Raw genomic sequence first — 16,526 nt, forward strand, 5'->3', positions numbered from 1 at the left:
CTTTCTACGGCGCGTGATTTTTTCGACGCGCCGAGCTCTTTGCGAAAGAGACGATTATGACCGCGACCAAGCCCAAAAAGAAGCTCGTGATCTTTTGCGACGGCACGTGGAACGAGCCGACCAAGCGCGGCACCAATGTCGTGCGAATGCTGCAGGCCACTGATTTTCTCGACGCCGACGGCAATCCGCAACTCACCCATTACATCGCCGGCGTCGGCACGCGGAAGGACGAGAAGGTCGTCGGCGGCGCGTTCGGCTTCGGCATCTCCGACAATATCAAGGACGCCTACGCCTTCATCGTCAGCAATTACGAACCGGGCGACGACATCTATCTCTTCGGCTTCAGCCGCGGCGCCTATACGGCGCGCAGCATTGCCGGCCTTATTCACAATCTCGGCGTGCTGCAACGCTGGAATCTGCCGCTCGTCTCCATCGCCTATGACCATTACAAGGACAGGGCCGAGGAGTGGCGCCCTGGCGGCGCCTCCGCGCAGACATTCCGCGACGAGAATTGCCATCCCTATCCCGCCAAGGTCAAATTCCTCGGCGTGTGGGACACGGTGGGCGCGCTCGGCGCGCCCTATGGCGAAATTCTCGGCCGGCTCATCGACAAATTCTTCCACACGAGCTTTCACGATGTGACGCTGAGCACGAGCGTCGATTCCGCCTATCACGCGCTGGCGGCGGACGAGCGTCGCTGGCCCTTCCGGCCGACGCCGATCGCGCTCACCGACTATCATCGGGAGCGCAATGCGAGAAACATCGCCGAGCGCGGCTTTCCCTTCTATACCGAGCGCTGGTTTCCGGGCGTGCACTCCAATGTCGGCGGCGGCTATGAGGAGCACGGCCTCTCCGACTATGCGCTGGTGTGGATGGCCGAGCGCGCCGCGGAGAATGGTCTGAAGCTTTTGAACTTCGCCAATGTGAAGCTCTCCTTCACCCGGCCCTTCGGACCCGATCCGGCCGAGAAAATACAGAACAGCCAGACATTCCTCTATCGACTGGCGACCGTGCTGCTCGTGAAGCTGCCGGCGACGCTCGGCCTGCCCTCCGTCTATCCGCTCGACGATCAGCGCCTCGCCAAATATGTGACCTGGAGCGGCGACTACATCCGCCCTATCGACTCCGGTGAGGATTTCGGCCCGGTGCGCGAAAAAGCGGAGATCGACCCCGCCTATCGGCCCAAGCAGCTGCCCGCTCGCGCCGGCGCGACGGAAACAGCGCCGGAGAAGGAGAAAGTGCGCGAGCCTGCGTGAGAGGCGCCCCTCTTCGACGGGATGATCGATTTGCCCTCGCCTAGCGCTGGTCGAAGCAATTCGTATATACGATCGTATTCCGTGTCGAACGCGCCGTAGCCCCCGTGTGGTTAGCGGGCAAAAAGCCCATGCGGCGCGCGCCGAATGCGCCGACAATGCTACGAGTGGCCCGCGTCATTCGATCCGACGACCGAAAGGCCCCCTCCCTCACCCTCCCCCGCTTCGCGGGAGAGGGAGGCGGCGCCGATTCGCGAGACATGGATGAAGCGCCGAATCTGCCCCCTCTCCCGCGAAGCGGGGGAGGGCTGGGGGAGGGGGCGCGAGCAGCTTCGCTCGATCGACGAAGGCCATAAAAGACACAATGCGATACCCTCCCTCCTTCCTCGATGAAATTCGCGCCCGCGTGCCGGTCTCGGCAGTGGTGTCGAAGAAGGTCAAGCTCAAGAAGGAGGGGCGCGAGTGGCGCGGGCTTTCGCCCTTTCAGGCGGAGAAGACGCCCTCCTTCTATGTCAATGACCAGAAGGGCTTCTACAAAGACTTCTCCTCCGGCAAGCATGGGGACGGCTTCACCTTTCTGATGGAGACGGAGGGCCTCACCTTTCCCGAGGCGGTCGAGCGGCTCGCCGGCATGGCCGGCCTGCCCATGCCGGTGGAAACCAAAGAGGCGCAGGAGGCGGAGCAGCGCCGCGGCTCGCTGACCGAGGTGCTGGAATGGGCGGCGCAATTCTTCGAGAAGCAGCTGCGCGGCCCCGCCGGCGCCGAGGCGCGCGCCTATCTCGCCCGCCGTGAACTAGGTGAAAGAGAGCAGGCGCAGTTTCGGCTAGGCTACGGGCCGAGCGAGCGCTATGCGCTGCGCGACCATCTCGCCGGCAAGGGCGCCAGCGTCGAGACGATGATCGAGGCCGGCCTGCTCGTCCATGGCGAGGACATCGCCGTCCCCTATGATCGTTTCCGCAATCGGATCATGTTTCCGATCGCGGACCGCTCCGGCCGCGTCATCGCCTTCGGCGGGCGGGCGATGGAGAAGGACGCCAAGGCCAAATATCTCAACTCGCCGGAGACGCCGCTCTTCCACAAGGGCGCGACGCTCTACAATCTGCACAACGCCCGCAAACCCGCTCATGAAGCGGGAAACATCATCGCCGTCGAGGGCTATGTCGATGTCATCGCCATGACCGCGGCCGGCTTTCCGCAGACGGTGGCGCCGCTGGGGACGGCGCTGACGGCCGAGCAATGCGGCCTGCTGTGGAACCACGCCGAGGAGCCAATTCTCTGCTTCGACGGCGACAAGGCCGGCCGCAACGCCGCCTTTCGGGCGATCGACACGGCCCTGCCGCTGATCGGCCCCTGCCGCAGCCTGCGCTTCGTGCTGCTGCCGGACGGCCAGGATCCGGACGAGCTCTTGCGCTCCGCCGGCCCGTCCGCCTTGGCCACAGCCGTGGCCGCGGCGCGCCCTCTGGTCGATCTGATATGGGCGCGGGAGACGGAGGGCGTCCCGCTCGACACGCCCGAGCGCCGCGCCGGGCTCGAGCGTCGCCTCGCCGAGCTCGGCCGCGCCATCGCCGACGAGAGTTTGCGCCGGCACTATCAAAAAGAATTCTCCGACCGCTGCGATTCGCTGTTCGGCCGCACGCGCGGCCAATTTCAGCGTCGGCCCGAGGGGCGCCGCCCCGGCGGACAGCAGCAACGCTTCCGCCGCGATGCGGAGCCCATGCGCGGCCCGCTGACCATCGGCGCGGCCCTCGCCAATTCCCCGCTCTATCGCGGCACGAAGCCGGCCATCACGCCGCGCGAGGCGCTCATTTTGCTGATTCTCCTGAATCACCCGGAGCTTCTCGCCGCCCATCTGGAGGCGGTGACGGCGCTCGATTTCGCCTCGGCGGAGGGCGAGAGGCTGCGCGCCGTGCTGGTGCGCAGCCTCGCCGACGGGGCCGGAGGGCGCGAAGAATTCGCTCGCGCCGCCGCCGCCGCCGGGCTAGAAGCATTTTGCGAGAAATTGGCAGGAATGGGCGCCCATGCGACGCTGTGGAGCGTGCGCGCCGAGGCGGCCCCGGCCGACGCCGCCGAAAGCCTGCGCCAAGCTCTCGTCTTGCAACATCGCGTGCGCGCATTAGATAAAGAACTTCGGAAAATCGAGGCGAGGTTGGCGATCGCGCCCAACGACCAAGATTCCGCGCGCTTAAGCGATATTCAGGCGCAATTGAACGCGCTCGATGGAACCGAAGCCGCTCTCGACGGGTTCGGTTCCCAATCGGGCCGTTCGCTTAGAAGCCTTTGACCCGTAAGCCGAACGGCCCGCGAGCCAAAGCTCTACCGATTTGGTTAGGCGAAAGTTAAGCCCTGGCCGCGACTGTGGGCTCGGACGAATCGGTAGGGTCCTCTGCGGGGTCCGCCGTCTTGTCATGCGGTCGACGCTGTGGTTTTTCGTTAAAATGCGGCGAGCGGAAAAGTGAACGATCCCGGCATGGCGCAGCCTTCGGCTCGGGAAGGCGGCGTGGGGTGGGGCTTGGAGCGAAGAATGGCGAAAAAAGACGACGAGAAAGTCGAAAACGAGGGCGCAGTGGCGGTGGAAACCGCCGACGGTCCTCTGCTCGACCTCAACGACGCCGCCGTCAAGCGGATGATCAAGCTCGCCAAGAAGCGCGGCTTCGTCACTTATACCGAGCTGAACGCCGTTCTGCCGTCTGAGGAAGTGTCCTCCGACCAGATCGAGGACGTTTACGCCATGCTGCAGGAGATGGGAATCACCGTCTCCGAGGGCGAAGATCCCGACGACGCAGAGGGCGAGGAGCAGCAGGAGGAGGAGGAGGCCGAGGGCGGCGAGGTCGTCGAATCCACCCGCGCCACCGCCGTCGCGACGCGCACCTCCGAGCCCGCCGACCGCACCGACGATCCCGTCCGCATGTATCTGCGCGAGATGGGCTCGGTGGAGCTGCTGTCGCGCGAGGGCGAGATCGCCATCGCCAAGCGCATCGAGGCCGGCCGCGAGGCGATGATCGCCGGTCTCTGCGAGAGCCCGCTGACCTTCCAAGCCATCATCATCTGGCGCGAGGAGCTGGAGGCCGGCAAGGTCCTGCTGCGCGACATCATCGATCTCGAGGCCACCTACGCCGGCCCCGAGGGCAAGAACGCCGGCAAGCCTCCGGTCACGCCGTCCGATCTCGCGCCCGCCACCGCGCCGCGCTCGCCGCCGGCCGCGCTGGGCGAAGCCGGCGCGCCGCCGGAGGAGGCTTTCGAGGAAGAGGACGACCTCGAGAATTCCGTCTCGCTCTCCGCCATGGAGACCGAGCTGAAGCCCAAGGTGCTGGAGACTTTCGCCCGCGTCGCCGACGCCTATAAGAAGCTGCGCCGGCTGCAGGATCAGAATGTCGAGAACAAGCTCAAGAATGAGACGCTGACCCCGGCTCAGGACCGCAAATACAAGCAGCTCAAGAAAGAGATCGTCACGGATGTGAAGTCTCTCTCCTTGAACCAGAACCGTATCGAGGCGCTGGTCGAGCAGCTCTACGACATCAATAAGCGTCTCATCGGCTATGAGACCAAGCTGCTGCGCCTCGCCGATGCGCAGGGCGTGCAGCGCGAGGACTTCATCGACAAGTTCCAGGGCTCGGAGCTCGATCCGAAATGGATCATGCGCGTCTCCAAGCTCGGCTCGCGCGGCTGGAAGGAATTCGTCGCCAACGAGAAAGACCGGATCAAGGAGCTGCGCGGCGAGATTCACGCGCTGGCCACCGAGACCGGCCTCGAGATCGCCGAGTTCCGCAAGATCGTCCATATGGTTCAAAAGGGCGAGCGCGAGGCCCGGCAGGCGAAGAAGGAGATGGTCGAGGCCAATCTGCGCCTCGTGATCTCCATCGCCAAGAAATACACCAATCGCGGCCTGCAGTTCCTGGACCTCATTCAGGAAGGCAATATCGGCCTGATGAAAGCGGTCGATAAGTTCGAATATCGCCGCGGCTACAAGTTCTCGACCTACGCCACCTGGTGGATTCGGCAGGCGATCACGCGTTCCATCGCGGATCAGGCGCGCACGATCCGCATTCCGGTGCATATGATCGAGACGATCAACAAGATCGTGCGCACCTCGCGCCAGATGCTGCACGAGATCGGCCGCGAGCCGACGCCGGAGGAGCTGTCCGAGAAGCTCGCCATGCCGCTCGAAAAAGTGCGCAAGGTGCTGAAGATCGCCAAGGAGCCGATCAGCCTGGAGACGCCGATCGGCGACGAGGAGGATTCGCATCTCGGCGATTTCATCGAGGACAAGAACGCCATTCTCCCGATCGAGGCGGCGATCCAGTCCAACCTCCGCGAGACGACGACGCGCGTGCTGGCCTCCCTCACCCCGCGTGAAGAACGCGTGCTGCGCATGCGCTTCGGCATCGGCATGAACACCGACCATACGCTCGAGGAAGTCGGCCAGCAATTCTCGGTGACGCGCGAGCGCATCCGCCAGATCGAGGCGAAGGCGCTGAGGAAGCTGAAGCATCCGAGCCGCTCGCGGAAGCTGCGGAGCTTCTTGGACAATTGATATCGAATGGCCGGCCTCGCGCCGGCCATTTTGTTTCAAGTCGCCAATTGTTCGTATCGAGCCGAAGCCTTCCACCTTGGATGAACGCGCCTCCAACGCCTCGCGCCGAGCCGAGCGCAAGCGCCGCGGCGTCGTCTACACGCCCGCTCCAATCGCCCGTTTTCTCGTCGCCCGCACCATCGCGCAATCGCTCGACGAGCGGCGCGCCGCTCTCGTCGCGCAGCATGGCGGATGCGAGACGCCCGCCTTCTGGCGCGCATGGCTCGACGCTCTGCGATCCTTCAAGATCATCGATCCCGCCTGCGGCGATGGCGCGCTTCTCGACGCCGCCTTCGACGAAATGGCGCGACACTATGAGGAGACGGCGCTCGGCGCGATGATCGCGCTCGATGCGGCGCGCGAGACGATCGCCAATAATCTCTTCGGCGTCGACATAGATGCGCGCGCTGTGGAAGCCGCGCGCCATGTGCTATGGAGCCGATGCCCGCAGATCGCCGCGACGAGCGAGCCCGAAGGCTCGCGGTCCGAGGCGGCGACCGGACCGCTAGCCTTCAGGCTCGCTCTCGATCCAAACGGTCCGCACGACAATTTGCGCGCCGGCGATAGCCTCATCGACGATATTGCGGTGCGCGAAGGCGGCTTCGATATCGTCCTCGGCAATCCGCCCTATGTGCGGATGGAATATCTGAAAGCGGCGAAGCCCTATCTTGCGAAACATTACGCCGTCGCCGCGGAGCGCGCTGATCTCTACGCCTATTTCTTCGAAAAAGGCGTGCGATTGCTGAAAGACGGCGGACGGCTGGGCTTCATCTCCTCGTCGAGCTTCTTTCGCACCGGCGCCGGCGAGAGCTTGCGCCGCTTCCTCGCCGAAAATGCGACGATCGAAAGCGTCGTCGATTTCGGCGATCTGCGCGTCTTCGACGGCGTCGTCACCTATCCGGCGATCGTGACGCTGAGAAAGAGCGTCGAGCGCGACGATGTGTCCTTTCTGCTGTTGAAGGATCGCGCGCCGAAGGACCTCGAAACGGAGTTTGCGGAGAATGCGCGGCGCATGCCGCAGGCGCGGCTCGGCGCCTCCGTCTGGCGCTTCGAGGAGGACGCGCTGGCGCGTCTGCGCGACAAGATCGCGCGGGGCCGCAAGACGCTGCGCGAGGTCTATGGATCGCCGCTCTGGGGGATCAAGACGGGGCTCAACGACGCTTTCGTGCTCGATCGGGCGGCACGCGACGCGCTCGTCGCCGCCGATCCGCGCAGCGCCGAGATTTTGAAGCCCTATGCTCGCGGTGGAAGCATCGGCCGCTGGCGCGCGGCGAGCGAGGACTGGCTCGTCGATGCGCCGAAAGGCGCTTTCGACATTGCGGAATATCCCGCCGTGGAGGTGTGGCTCGCGCCGCTGCGCTCACGGCTCGAGGGCCGCGCCACGCGACAAAAATGGTTCGAGCTGCAACAGGCGCAGCTCGCCTATCGCGCCGGCTTCGCGGCGCCGAAGATCGTCTTTCCGGATATTTCCCAAGGGCCGAAATTCGCGCTCGACGACAGCGGCGGCCTCATCGACGCCACCTGCTTCTGCCTGCCCTGCGCCGATCTCGCGCTGCTCGCCTTTCTCAATTCGCGCCTCTGCTGGTTCGTGCTGCATTCCGTGTCCAATCCGCTGCGCGGCGGCAAATGGCGGCTGCGGCTGAAGACGCAATATTTGGAGCCGCTGCCGCTGCCCGATCTCGATCCGCAGGCCGCGGAACGGCTCGCAGCCCTGGCGAGCGCCAATGGCGAGGCCGCCCGCCGGCGCAGCGAGACGGGCGACCCCGACGAGGCAGCGCGCCTCTCCGCCGAGATCGAGAGCCGGGAAAGGGAGATCGACGCGATCGTCTATGATCTCTTCGATCTTTCGACCGAGGAGGCCGCGCTTCTCGAAGCCACGCTCGCCGGCCAATATTGACACGCGAAATCCCGCCCGGATTGCGCTATATTGCGCTGCATGAACCCGCATCTGCGCCCGATCGGCCTTCCGCTCGAGACTCAGGCCGCCGAGGGACTCCCCCGGCGTTGCTGGAGCGTGGCGGAAATCGAGGAAATGCTCCGCGCCGGAATTATCGATGAAGACGAGCGGTTCGAGCTGATCGGCGGGGAGGTCGTGCCAATGTCGCCGAAGGGCGCCCGACACGAATGGGTGAAGATCGCGGTTAATCGGTTTTTGCAGCGCGCGGCTCCGCAGCATTTGGAAGTCGCCCAGGAGACCACGCTGCGCCTAGACGCACGCACTTTCGTCGAGCCGGATTTCTGCGTCTTTCCGCGCGATCTGCCCCTCTCCGCCCTCGATGGGCCGGCGGTGCTGCTGGCGATCGAGATCGCCGATTCGAGCCTCGCCTATGACAAGGGCCGCAAGATCGGCGTCTATGCCGCTTTCGGCGTGCGCGAGGTCTGGGTCGTCGACGCTGTGCGGGCCGTGACCTTCATTCATCGCCGGCTGGGCGCGGCGGGCTATGCCGAGATCGTCGAGCTCGCCAGCGCAGCGCGCCTCGAGCCCACGCTCGCGCCCGAGCTCTCCTTCAGCCTCGCAGAGCTCGGCGTGACGCCCGGCGCGGAGAAGCAGTAATCCCATGACGCCGACGACGATTGCCCGGCCAACGACGACGACCGCGCTGCTGCGCGGCTTTCTGCGCAAATGCCCGCGCTGTGGGAATGGCGCGCTCTTCGACGGCTATCTGAAGCGCGCGGACGCCTGCCCGCATTGCGCGGAGAGCTTCATCGGCGTCGACGCCGACGATGGGCCGGCCTGGCTCACCATCGGCGTCGTCGCTCATATCATCGTTCCGCTGCTGATCTTTCTGGAGACGCGCGCAACTCTGTCCTATGGCGCCGAGGCGGCGCTGGTGCTGTCCGCGACTATCGTCTCCACCCTGCTGCTGCTGCCTCTCTGCAAGGGATTCTTCATCGCGGCGGTTTGGTCGCTGTCGAAGAAGACGGACTGACGCGCGGCTCAGCGCTCGCCGCGGGGCTCAGGCTCGCGCGGCTCCAGCGGATGGCCGGCGGCGGCCCAGCCATCCGTGCCCTGCGAGAACCAGGACACGTTGGAATAGCCGAGCGCGAGCGCGCGCTTGGCGGCGTTCCACGACATCCAGCAATCGGCGAGGCAGTAGAAGACCAGCGGGCGGCTCTTTTCTTCCACGGTCACGCGCGCGAGGCCGCTTTCGAAATAGCGGAGCGAGGCCTCCGGCAGTTCGCCATAGCCGGTCTCGGGAAGCCAGACGCTGCCCGGAATGTCGAAACGCGGCTTGTCGCGCCAGACGGCCTCGGGCGGCAGGCCCGCGGGCCTCGGCGGGCGCGGCAGGACATCGATGAAGACAGCGGCCTTGTCGCGCCATAGGGCGAAGGCCTGCTGCGTGTCGATCACGCGGGCGCCGCGCAGAGTGGCGGGCACGGCGGCGCGAAAATCGGAGAGCCGATAGCCCTCCGGCTCGGGAACGGTCTCGGCGGCGGCGGGCGCCGCGACGAGAGCAACGAGGCCGAGCGCGACGCCGAGCCAGCGCCTCATGGCGTGGACGCGATGGGCGCGGGCGCGATCGGCGCGTCGGATTCGTCGATCAGCGGCACGCCGAAATCGACGAGCAATCGGTCGATCTCGCTCTGATTCTGGGCGATGAGCCGATTGAGCTCGCGCTTCCACTCCTGATCGGAATGGCGAACCCCCATGGCGATGCGAAAGCTCATGCGCGCGCCCTTGTCCCCGCTGAGCAGGGCCAGCTTCAGCCGGCCGCCGGATTTTTTCGCATGATAGCCGGCGAATGGCCCCCAGAGAATAGCGACGTCGATCGCGCCACTCTCGAGATCATGGATCATATCGGCGCCCGGCGCGTCGACACGCGTATCGACGACGAGCGGATAGGGCTTCACCGCCGCGAGCAGCCGATAGCGGGCCAGGAGATTGCCGGGTGGCGTGTTGGCGACGAGGCCGATGCGCTTATTCTGGGCGAGGCGCGGATCGGCGAGCGACGTCAGCCCCTCGAGATCGGAGCCGGCGCGATAGACCACCGCATAGGAGGTCCGATAATAGGGATTGGTGGGCTGAACGAGATCGTCGCCCTGCGGCATTCCCATCACCACATCGCACAAATGCGCATTGAGCGTGTTGCGGATGAAGCCGGTCGCGCCCGGATAATAGGAATAGGCGATATCCTTGCCGAGCTTCTTGGCCAGAAACTCCGCGAGCTTGTTCTCGAACCCCTCTCCGGCGCTGTTGGAAAAGGGAAGATTGCTCGGATCGGCGCAGACGCGCAGAATCTTGGGGTCGATCAGCTCGATCGAGCCGCGCGCGTCATCGACGCCCCCTTGAGGACGCGCCACGAGACCGGGCGATTGAGACTGTGCCGGGGCCGTCGCGAGCAAGCCCGCGACGGCGACCAGGGAAAATGTGAGACGACGCGACATGACGAGCCCTCGGCCGGTTCCGCCGCCAGCCGGCGCGCGAAGCCTCGACTGACGCTCGATCACTATTTGGCGCTCATGCACTTCGCTTCGGCCTCGGCGAAAGCCGGCGGCTTCTCTGCCTTCTTCTCCGGACGGCCGCGGCCGACCGCCTCGGTCGAACGGGCGCGGAGATAGATGTAGAGGTCGTCGATATAGCACATGGCGTTCTTATTGTCGGCGAAAGCCGGCATGACGCTGTCATTGCCCGCCTGCTTGTTCTCGCGGCCGCCGACGACGATGCCGTAGAACTCCTCGTAATTGAAGTTCTTGACCGAATTCTTCAGCGCCGGCGCATAGGTCGAGCCCTCGGCGTTGGGGCCGTGGCAGACGTGGCATTCGGCGTGATAGCGGCGATAGCCGGAGAAAGTGTACCAATCGACCGTGCCGTCGGCCTGCACCTTATAGGTCGGCTTGCTCTGCGCGTCGAACCACTTGCCGTCCACTTCCTTGACCGCGGTCGGGTCTCCCGGCGCTTCGGCGCGCACGGTCGTTCCAACACCCATGAAGACGCTCAGGGCAAGTGCCCCGACGAGCGGCAGTCTCATCACGCCATCCTCCAGCAGTTTCCATCCACACAAACAAGGCGCTCGGCGCGCGCCAGGAGCGTTCGCCGAGCGCTGATCTTTTTATTGGCCGTATCAGTTCGCCGGAGCGACGATCGGCAGAGCGTAGTCGGGCAGAGAGAAGACGGTCAGCACGCCGCCGAGAGCGGTGTAGTCGGACAGCGCCTTATAGCCGCCGACCGCGCCGAGGCCTTCGTTGCTCTTGGACAGGCCGGCCGCGAGGCCGATGCCGGCCCAGCCGCCGACGCCGGACAGAACCGCGACATACTGCTTGCCCTTGTGCTCATAGGTCATCACATTGCCGATGATGCCCGACGGAGTCTTGTACTTGTAGAGCTCCTTGCCGGTCTTGACATCGACGGCCTTCAGATAGCCCTCGAGCGTGCCGTAGAAGGCGAGACCGCCGGAGGTCGTGACCGTGCCGGACCAGACCGAGAACTGCTCCTTATTGGACCAGACGATCTTGCCGACGCGGGCGTCCCAAGCGATGAAATTGCCCATGTGGCTGTCGCCGGGCGGCGGGAACATCTCCAGCGTCGCGCCGACATAGGGCTGACCCGCGGTGTAGCTGACGCGGAAGGGCTCATAGTCCATGCAGACGTGGTTGGTCGGCACGTAGAACAGGCCCGTGTCCGGATCGAAGGACGCCGGCTGCATGTCCTTGGAGCCGAGAGCCGCCGGGCAGACGCCCTTGGTGTTGACGTCCTCGCCGTTCTGCTGCGTCGAATATTTCGACACGACGAGCGGACGGCCATAGGTCGGCGAGTTCTTGTCCTGATCGACCTTGGTCGCCCAGTTGACGGCCGGATCATACTTCTCGGCGACGAGCAGCTCGCCGGTGACGCGATCGAGCGTGTAGCCGAAGCCGTTACGATCGAAGTGGACGGCGGTCTTGCGGGCGACGCCGCCGATCGTCTGATCGGCGAGGATCACCTCGTTGATGCCGTCATAGTCCCACTCGTCGTGGGGAGTCATCTGATAGACCCACTTGGCGACGCCGGTGTTGAGGTCGCGCGCCCACAGGGTCATGGACCAGCGATTGTCGCCGGGACGCTGCGCGGGGTTCCAGGTCGAGGGATTGCCCGAGCCGTAGTAGATCAGGTTCAGCTCGGGGTCATAGGAATACCAGCCCCAGGTGGTGCCGCCGCCGATCTGCCACTGATCGCCTTCCCAGGTCTTCAGAGACGAATCCTTGCCGACCGGCTTGCCGAGGAAGGTGGTCTTCTCGGGGTCGAGCAGAACCTCGGAGTCCGGGCCTTCCGAATAGCCGCGCCAAGCGAGCTTGCCATCCTTGACGTCATAGGCGGTGATGCTGCCGCGCACGCCGAACTCGCCGCCGGCGATGCCGACGAGGACCTTGTCCTTGAAGACGTGCGGAGCGGCGGTCGAGGTGGCGCCCTTGGACGGATCGCCGTTCTTCACCGACCAGACGAGCTTGCCGGTCTTGGCGTCGAGAGCGACGAGGGTGGTGTCGGCCTGGGCCAGGAAGATCTTGCCGTCGCCATAGGCGAGACCGCGATTCACGGTGTCGCAGCACATGACCGGAACGACGCTCGGATCCTGCTTGGGCTCATACTTCCAGAGGATCTTGCCTTCGTTGTTGAGATCGAGGGCGTAGACGATGTTGGGGAACGGCGTATGCAGATACATCACGTCGCCGATAACGAGCGGCGCGCCTTCGTGGCCGCGCAGCACGCCGGTCGAGAAGCTCCAAGCGGGAGCCAGCTTGCCGACGTTCTCGGTGGTGATCTGCTTCAGCTTCGAGTAACGCAGATTGGCGTAGTCGCCCGTCGGCAACGCCCACTGCTTCGGGTTCTTCTGGAGATCGAGCAGCTCGTCGGCGCTCGCCACGCCGGCCCCGAACAGCGCGAGGATCCCCACCGAAGTCGACAACAACAGCTTATGCATGAGCTTTTCCTCCTGACGACATCACCGTGCAAAAGGCCCGGCCACGCCGCCGACATCGCGCCTTTCCGACGCCCTAAGGCTTTGGGAAGCCGTTTCCTCGTTTTTGCCACGGCGATCGGGCGGAAACGCCGCGCCCGCAGCCCCGCCCGTATCTCCGTCGAGACGCTTTCCGGTTCCCGGCCGGAAAGCCTCTTTTAGGTCGGAAACGGCGGGATAATATGTCGCACGGAATTGAAGCGCAATCCCCAAATCCTGTTCCCGACTTTCCTGATTTCGCGCGTGAAACGGGCGAAAAACGAGGCTGAAAAACCGATGCTGCAACGCACTATTCGAGGGCTCGCGATTGCGTTTCTCTGCCTCGTCGCGAACGGCGCGAAAAGCTTCGAGCTGACCGAGATCGCGCCGGGAGTCTTCGTCCATCAGGGCGTGACCGCCTTGATGTCTCGCGATAACCTCGGCGGCATCGCCAATCTCGGCGCCATCGTCGGCGCGGAGGCGGTCGCGGTCATCGACACGGGCGGCAGCCGCGCGGAGGGCGAGGCTTTCCTCGCTGCATTGCAGCAGCGCACGACCAAGCCGATCCGTTATGTCATCGACACTCACGTCCATCCGGATCATATTTTCGGGAATATTGCCTTTCGAGACACGGGAGCCGTCTTCGTCGGGCACAAGAATCTCCCGCGCGCCATGGCGACGCGCGGCCCGCACTATCTCTCTTCTTTCCGCGAGACGATGGGCGCCCTGCTCGACGATGTGATTCTGGTTCCGCCGACCCTCACCGTCGAACGCGAGACGATTCTCGATCTCGGCGGCCGCAAGATCGCGCTGAAGGCCTGGCGCACCGCTCACAGCGATTCCGATCTCACCGTGCTCGATCCGCAGAGCGGCACGCTCTTTACCGGCGATCTCTTGTTCCTGCAGCATGTCCCGATCATCGACGGCAGCCTTTTGGGCTTTCTGTCCGTCATCGAGGAATTGCGGAAGATCGAGGCGGTCCGCGTCGTGCCGGGCCATGGGCCGGCGGTCGCTCCCTGGCCGCAGGCGCTGGAGGCGCAAAAAGCCTATCTCGACCATCTCACCCGCGATTTGCGCGCCGATATCGCCAGAGGGGAGACGCTCGCGCGCGCGGTGACGACAGCCGGCCGCGGCGAAAAGCCCAATTGGCTGCTGTTCGAGGATTATCACACGCGCAACGCCACGGCCGGCTTCGCCGAGCTGGAATGGGAGGCCCCTTGAGCCGGCCGCGCCCACAGCGCTATGATTCCAAAAAATACCGGAGGAACGCAGATGAGCCCTTGGACCGCGAGCCTTCACGCTCGCAAATCGCCGAATGAGAGCGAGCCTCAAGGCTCGCGGTCCCTCCTGCGCCCCATCGCAGCGGCCGCAGCCCTCTGCCTTTGGGCCGCCGCCGCCTCGGCCCAGGAGCCGAAGATCGATCCCTGGCCGGGCCTCGTCACCGATATTTTCCACGATCGCGCGATCACCTCGCATGAGGGCGTGGTGGCGCTCGACGCGCCGAAGCGGGCCGAGGACGCCGCCATCGTGCCGATGACCATCTCGCTGCTCGAGCCGGGCCTGCGCGCGGCGACGCTGGTGATCGACGAGAATCCCATGCCCATGGCGGCGGCCTTCTCCTTCGGCGAGGGCGCCGGCGTCGCGAAGATAGAAACGCGCGTGCGCGTGAACTCCTACACCAATGTGCATGTCGTCGGCCAAACGGGCGATGGCGCGCTGCATTCGGTGGTGAAATTCGTGAAGGCCTCGGGCGGCTGCTCGGCCCCGGCGATCAAGGATCAGGACGAGGCCAGCGCCAATCTCGGCAAAATGAAATATCGGGAGTTCGCCAGCGAGAATCCCGCCCTGCGCGAGGCGCAGATCATGATTCGCCATCCCAATAATTCGGGATTGCAGATGGACCCGATCACCCGCGCCTATATTCCGGCTCATTATGTCGACAAGGTCGAGGTGCGGCAGGGGGAGGCGCTGATCTTCTCCATGGAGGGCGGAATTTCCCTGTCGGAGGATCCGAGCTTCCGCTTCGCCTACAAGCCCAATGGCGCCAAGGTGATGCGCGTCGAGGCGCGTGACAATCAGGGCAATGTGTTCAAAGGGGAGTGGCCGATCGGCGGAGCGTCGTGAGACGCTTTTCGTCCGTCGCCGCCACCCACTCGCGCGCCCGCGCCTCCGGCTCCGCGGCGCGCAATATATCGGTGACGACGCAGGCGCTGTCCGCCCCCGCCGCCAGCGCCGCGCGGGCGCGCTCCGGCGTCAGCCCGCCTATGGCGACGAGCGGAATTTCGCCGATGCGGCGTTTCCAGACGCCGATTTTATCGAGCCCCTGCGGGGCGAAGGCCATTTGCTTCAGCAAAGTCGGATAGATCGGCCCCAGCGCGATATAATCGGGGGAGAGCGCCAGCGCCCGCTCCAGCTCGGCCTCGTCATGCGTGCTGACGCCGAGCCTTATTCCATGGGCGCGGATCGCGGCGATATCGGCCGTGTCGAGATCGCCTTGGCCAAGATGCACGAAATCGCAGGAAAGATCGATGGCGAACCGCCAATAATCATTGACGACGAGCAGCGCGCCATGGGCCGCGCAAAGATCGCGGGCGCGGGCGATCTCCTCGCGCAGCGCCGCCTCCTCGCGATCCTTGACGCGCAATTGCACGAGCCGCACGCCGCAAGGCAACAGCCGGGGCAGCCAATCGGCGGAATCGACGATGAGATAGAAGGGATCGAGCAAAATCGCGCTCATGACGGGATGACGCTCGAATGAGAGGCGACGCGCCCCACCCTCCCCTTCAGGGGGAGGGTCGGCCTGCGCAGCAGGACGGGGTGGGGTTCGCCGCCCGAGACTCGGGGGCTCACCCCCTCCCGAGCGCCTTCGGCGCTCGACCTCCCCCCTCCAGGGGGAGGTGGAAACGAAAGCGCGCTCATGCCTCGAGTCCGTCGTCGAAGGCGCGGCCGAGCACGGGCGTCGAGGGCGCCGCCATGTCGCGCGGCTCCATCAGGCCGGAGAGATAGGCCGCCCGGCCAGCCTCTATGGCGAGCGAAAAGGCCCGCGCCATGGCCACCGGATCGCCGGCGCGCGCCACCGCCGTGTTGAGCAGCGCCGCGTCGAAGCCGAGCTCCATGACGGCCGCCGCCTGCGAGGGCGCGCCGAGGCCGGCGTCCACGATGAGCGGCGTATTGGGAAAATGCGCGCGCAGCGCTCTGAGGCCGAAGAGATTATTGATCCCGCGGCCGGAGCCGATCGGCGCCGCCCAGGGCATCAGCACGCGGCAGCCGGCGTCCAGCAGCTTCTCCGCGACGACGAGATCCTCGGTCGTATAGGGAAAGACGCAAAAGCCGTCATCGCTGAGGATGCGCGCCGCCTCGACCAGGCCGAAGACGTCCGGTTGCAGCGTGTCCTCCTCGCCGATCACCTCGAGCTTGATCCAGCTGGTTCCGAACAGCTCGCGCGCCATTTGCGCGGTGGCGATGGCCTCCTTGGACGTGCGGCAGCCGGCGGTGTTGGGCAGCACGCGCACGCCCAGCTCGCGAACGAGCCGCCAAAAGCTCTCGCCCGCGCGCGAGCCTCCGGCCTCCCGCCGCAGCGAGACGGTGACGATCTCCGCTCCCGCCACGCGGATCGCCTCGGCGAGTATGGCCGGCGAAGGATAGCGCGCCGTGCCGAGCAGGAAGCGGGAGGATAGGACCTCGCCGTAGAGGAGGAGAGACGCAGTCATCGCATTCGGCTGGTTCGGGGCTCGACCGGAAACCGCATCGGCCATCAGTGCAGGAACAGCTTTCCGAGCACCAGAAGCGTGA

General features: G+C 65.3%; 15 protein-coding genes. 8 read left to right on the forward strand and 7 right to left on the reverse strand.

Annotated features, from left to right (window positions below; all coding sequences use genetic code 11):
• Positions 1 to 56: 56 nt before the first annotated feature.
• From A1351_RS00125 to A1351_RS00150, 6 genes are all read left to right on the forward strand, one after another.
• Positions 57 to 1,256: a DUF2235 domain-containing protein gene (locus A1351_RS00125; protein ID WP_064031849.1), complete on the forward strand. Its 1,200-nt coding sequence runs from the start codon at positions 57 to 59 to the stop codon at positions 1,254 to 1,256.
• A 361-nt stretch (positions 1,257 to 1,617) separates the two neighbouring features.
• A complete protein-coding gene (gene dnaG, locus A1351_RS00130; RefSeq protein ID WP_024881253.1) occupies positions 1,618 to 3,534 on the forward strand; it encodes a DNA primase in 1,917 nt (638 codons plus the stop codon).
• Between the two features lie 240 nt (positions 3,535 to 3,774).
• On the forward strand, positions 3,775 to 5,784 hold the full coding sequence (gene rpoD, locus A1351_RS00135) for an RNA polymerase sigma factor RpoD (protein ID WP_024881254.1): 2,010 nt from the start codon (positions 3,775 to 3,777) through the stop codon (positions 5,782 to 5,784).
• A 76-nt stretch (positions 5,785 to 5,860) separates the two neighbouring features.
• Positions 5,861 to 7,720 carry an Eco57I restriction-modification methylase domain-containing protein gene (locus A1351_RS00140; RefSeq protein ID WP_024881255.1) on the forward strand — a complete coding sequence of 620 codons (1,860 nt, stop codon included), beginning with the start codon at positions 5,861 to 5,863 and terminating at the stop codon, positions 7,718 to 7,720.
• Positions 7,721 to 7,855: 135 nt separating this feature from the next.
• Positions 7,856 to 8,377: a Uma2 family endonuclease gene (locus tag A1351_RS00145; protein ID WP_245267401.1), complete on the forward strand. Its 522-nt coding sequence runs from the start codon at positions 7,856 to 7,858 to the stop codon at positions 8,375 to 8,377.
• 4 nt (positions 8,378 to 8,381) lie between these two features.
• Positions 8,382 to 8,753 carry a DUF983 domain-containing protein gene (locus A1351_RS00150; protein WP_036309023.1) on the forward strand — a complete coding sequence of 124 codons (372 nt, stop codon included), beginning with the start codon at positions 8,382 to 8,384 and terminating at the stop codon, positions 8,751 to 8,753.
• A gap of 8 nt (positions 8,754 to 8,761) precedes the next feature.
• Here A1351_RS00150 and A1351_RS00155 read toward each other — a convergent pair whose 3' ends face one another.
• The 5 genes from A1351_RS00155 to A1351_RS25045 form a co-directional block, all read right to left on the reverse strand.
• Positions 8,762 to 9,316, reverse strand: coding sequence for a PQQ-dependent catabolism-associated CXXCW motif protein (locus tag A1351_RS00155; protein WP_026599505.1), 555 nt, complete (start codon positions 9,314 to 9,316; stop codon positions 8,762 to 8,764).
• Complete coding sequence (locus A1351_RS00160) at positions 9,313 to 10,209, reverse strand: substrate-binding domain-containing protein (RefSeq protein WP_026599506.1); 897 nt, start codon at positions 10,207 to 10,209, stop codon at positions 9,313 to 9,315. Before A1351_RS00160 ends, A1351_RS00155 begins: the two co-directional genes overlap by 4 nt.
• Before the next feature lie 62 nt (positions 10,210 to 10,271).
• Positions 10,272 to 10,751 carry a c-type cytochrome, methanol metabolism-related gene (locus tag A1351_RS00165; RefSeq protein ID WP_024881260.1) on the reverse strand — a complete coding sequence of 160 codons (480 nt, stop codon included), beginning with the start codon at positions 10,749 to 10,751 and terminating at the stop codon, positions 10,272 to 10,274.
• A gap of 135 nt (positions 10,752 to 10,886) precedes the next feature.
• The gene (xoxF5, locus tag A1351_RS00170) at positions 10,887 to 12,719 is read right to left on the reverse strand and encodes a lanthanide-dependent methanol dehydrogenase XoxF5 (RefSeq protein ID WP_024881261.1); all 1,833 of its coding nucleotides are present in this window, start codon (positions 12,717 to 12,719) and stop codon (positions 10,887 to 10,889) included.
• A 21-nt stretch (positions 12,720 to 12,740) separates the two neighbouring features.
• The gene (locus tag A1351_RS25045) at positions 12,741 to 13,139 is read right to left on the reverse strand and encodes a hypothetical protein (protein WP_166671813.1); all 399 of its coding nucleotides are present in this window, start codon (positions 13,137 to 13,139) and stop codon (positions 12,741 to 12,743) included.
• On the opposite strand from A1351_RS25045, the gene A1351_RS00175 reads away from it, so the two are divergent.
• On the forward strand, positions 13,032 to 13,955 hold the full coding sequence (locus A1351_RS00175; RefSeq protein ID WP_024881262.1) for a quinoprotein relay system zinc metallohydrolase 2: 924 nt from the start codon (positions 13,032 to 13,034) through the stop codon (positions 13,953 to 13,955). The two genes, A1351_RS25045 and A1351_RS00175, sit on opposite strands and share 108 nt — an antisense overlap.
• A gap of 51 nt (positions 13,956 to 14,006) precedes the next feature.
• On the forward strand, positions 14,007 to 14,858 hold the full coding sequence (locus A1351_RS00180) for a quinoprotein dehydrogenase-associated SoxYZ-like carrier (protein ID WP_245291542.1): 852 nt from the start codon (positions 14,007 to 14,009) through the stop codon (positions 14,856 to 14,858).
• Here the strand turns inward: A1351_RS00180 and A1351_RS00185 are convergent.
• Positions 14,824 to 15,471 carry a thiamine phosphate synthase gene (locus A1351_RS00185; RefSeq protein WP_198162181.1) on the reverse strand — a complete coding sequence of 216 codons (648 nt, stop codon included), beginning with the start codon at positions 15,469 to 15,471 and terminating at the stop codon, positions 14,824 to 14,826. The genes A1351_RS00180 and A1351_RS00185 overlap by 35 nt on opposite strands.
• Before the next feature lie 178 nt (positions 15,472 to 15,649).
• On the reverse strand, positions 15,650 to 16,444 hold the full coding sequence (locus A1351_RS00190; RefSeq protein WP_157096013.1) for a thiazole synthase: 795 nt from the start codon (positions 16,442 to 16,444) through the stop codon (positions 15,650 to 15,652).
• Positions 16,445 to 16,526 lie beyond the last annotated feature (82 nt).

Source organism: Methylosinus sp. R-45379 (genome assembly GCF_001644125.1).
GTDB lineage: Bacteria > Pseudomonadota > Alphaproteobacteria > Rhizobiales > Beijerinckiaceae > Methylosinus.

Excerpts from the sequence above, each read along its gene's own strand:
- A1351_RS00125 (WP_064031849.1), top strand. The coding sequence starts at position 57 with ATGACCGCGACCAAGCCCAAAAAGAAGCTCGTGATCTTTTGCGACGGC.
- dnaG (WP_024881253.1), top strand. The coding sequence starts at position 1,618 with ATGCGATACCCTCCCTCCTTCCTCGATGAAATTCGCGCCCGCGTGCCG.
- rpoD (WP_024881254.1), top strand. The coding sequence starts at position 3,775 with ATGGCGAAAAAAGACGACGAGAAAGTCGAAAACGAGGGCGCAGTGGCG.
- A1351_RS00145 (WP_245267401.1), top strand. The coding sequence starts at position 7,856 with ATGCTCCGCGCCGGAATTATCGATGAAGACGAGCGGTTCGAGCTGATC.
- A1351_RS00150 (WP_036309023.1), top strand. The coding sequence starts at position 8,382 with ATGACGCCGACGACGATTGCCCGGCCAACGACGACGACCGCGCTGCTG.
- A1351_RS00155 (WP_026599505.1), bottom strand. The coding sequence starts at position 9,316 with ATGAGGCGCTGGCTCGGCGTCGCGCTCGGCCTCGTTGCTCTCGTCGCG.
- A1351_RS00160 (WP_026599506.1), bottom strand. The coding sequence starts at position 10,209 with ATGTCGCGTCGTCTCACATTTTCCCTGGTCGCCGTCGCGGGCTTGCTC.
- A1351_RS00165 (WP_024881260.1), bottom strand. The coding sequence starts at position 10,751 with ATGGGTGTTGGAACGACCGTGCGCGCCGAAGCGCCGGGAGACCCGACC.
- xoxF5 (WP_024881261.1), bottom strand. The coding sequence starts at position 12,719 with ATGCATAAGCTGTTGTTGTCGACTTCGGTGGGGATCCTCGCGCTGTTC.
- A1351_RS00175 (WP_024881262.1), top strand. The coding sequence starts at position 13,032 with ATGCTGCAACGCACTATTCGAGGGCTCGCGATTGCGTTTCTCTGCCTC.
- A1351_RS25045 (WP_166671813.1), bottom strand. The coding sequence starts at position 13,139 with ATGGACGAAGACTCCCGGCGCGATCTCGGTCAGCTCGAAGCTTTTCGC.
- A1351_RS00180 (WP_245291542.1), top strand. The coding sequence starts at position 14,007 with ATGAGCCCTTGGACCGCGAGCCTTCACGCTCGCAAATCGCCGAATGAG.
- A1351_RS00185 (WP_198162181.1), bottom strand. The coding sequence starts at position 15,471 with ATGAGCGCGATTTTGCTCGATCCCTTCTATCTCATCGTCGATTCCGCC.
- A1351_RS00190 (WP_157096013.1), bottom strand. The coding sequence starts at position 16,444 with ATGACTGCGTCTCTCCTCCTCTACGGCGAGGTCCTATCCTCCCGCTTC.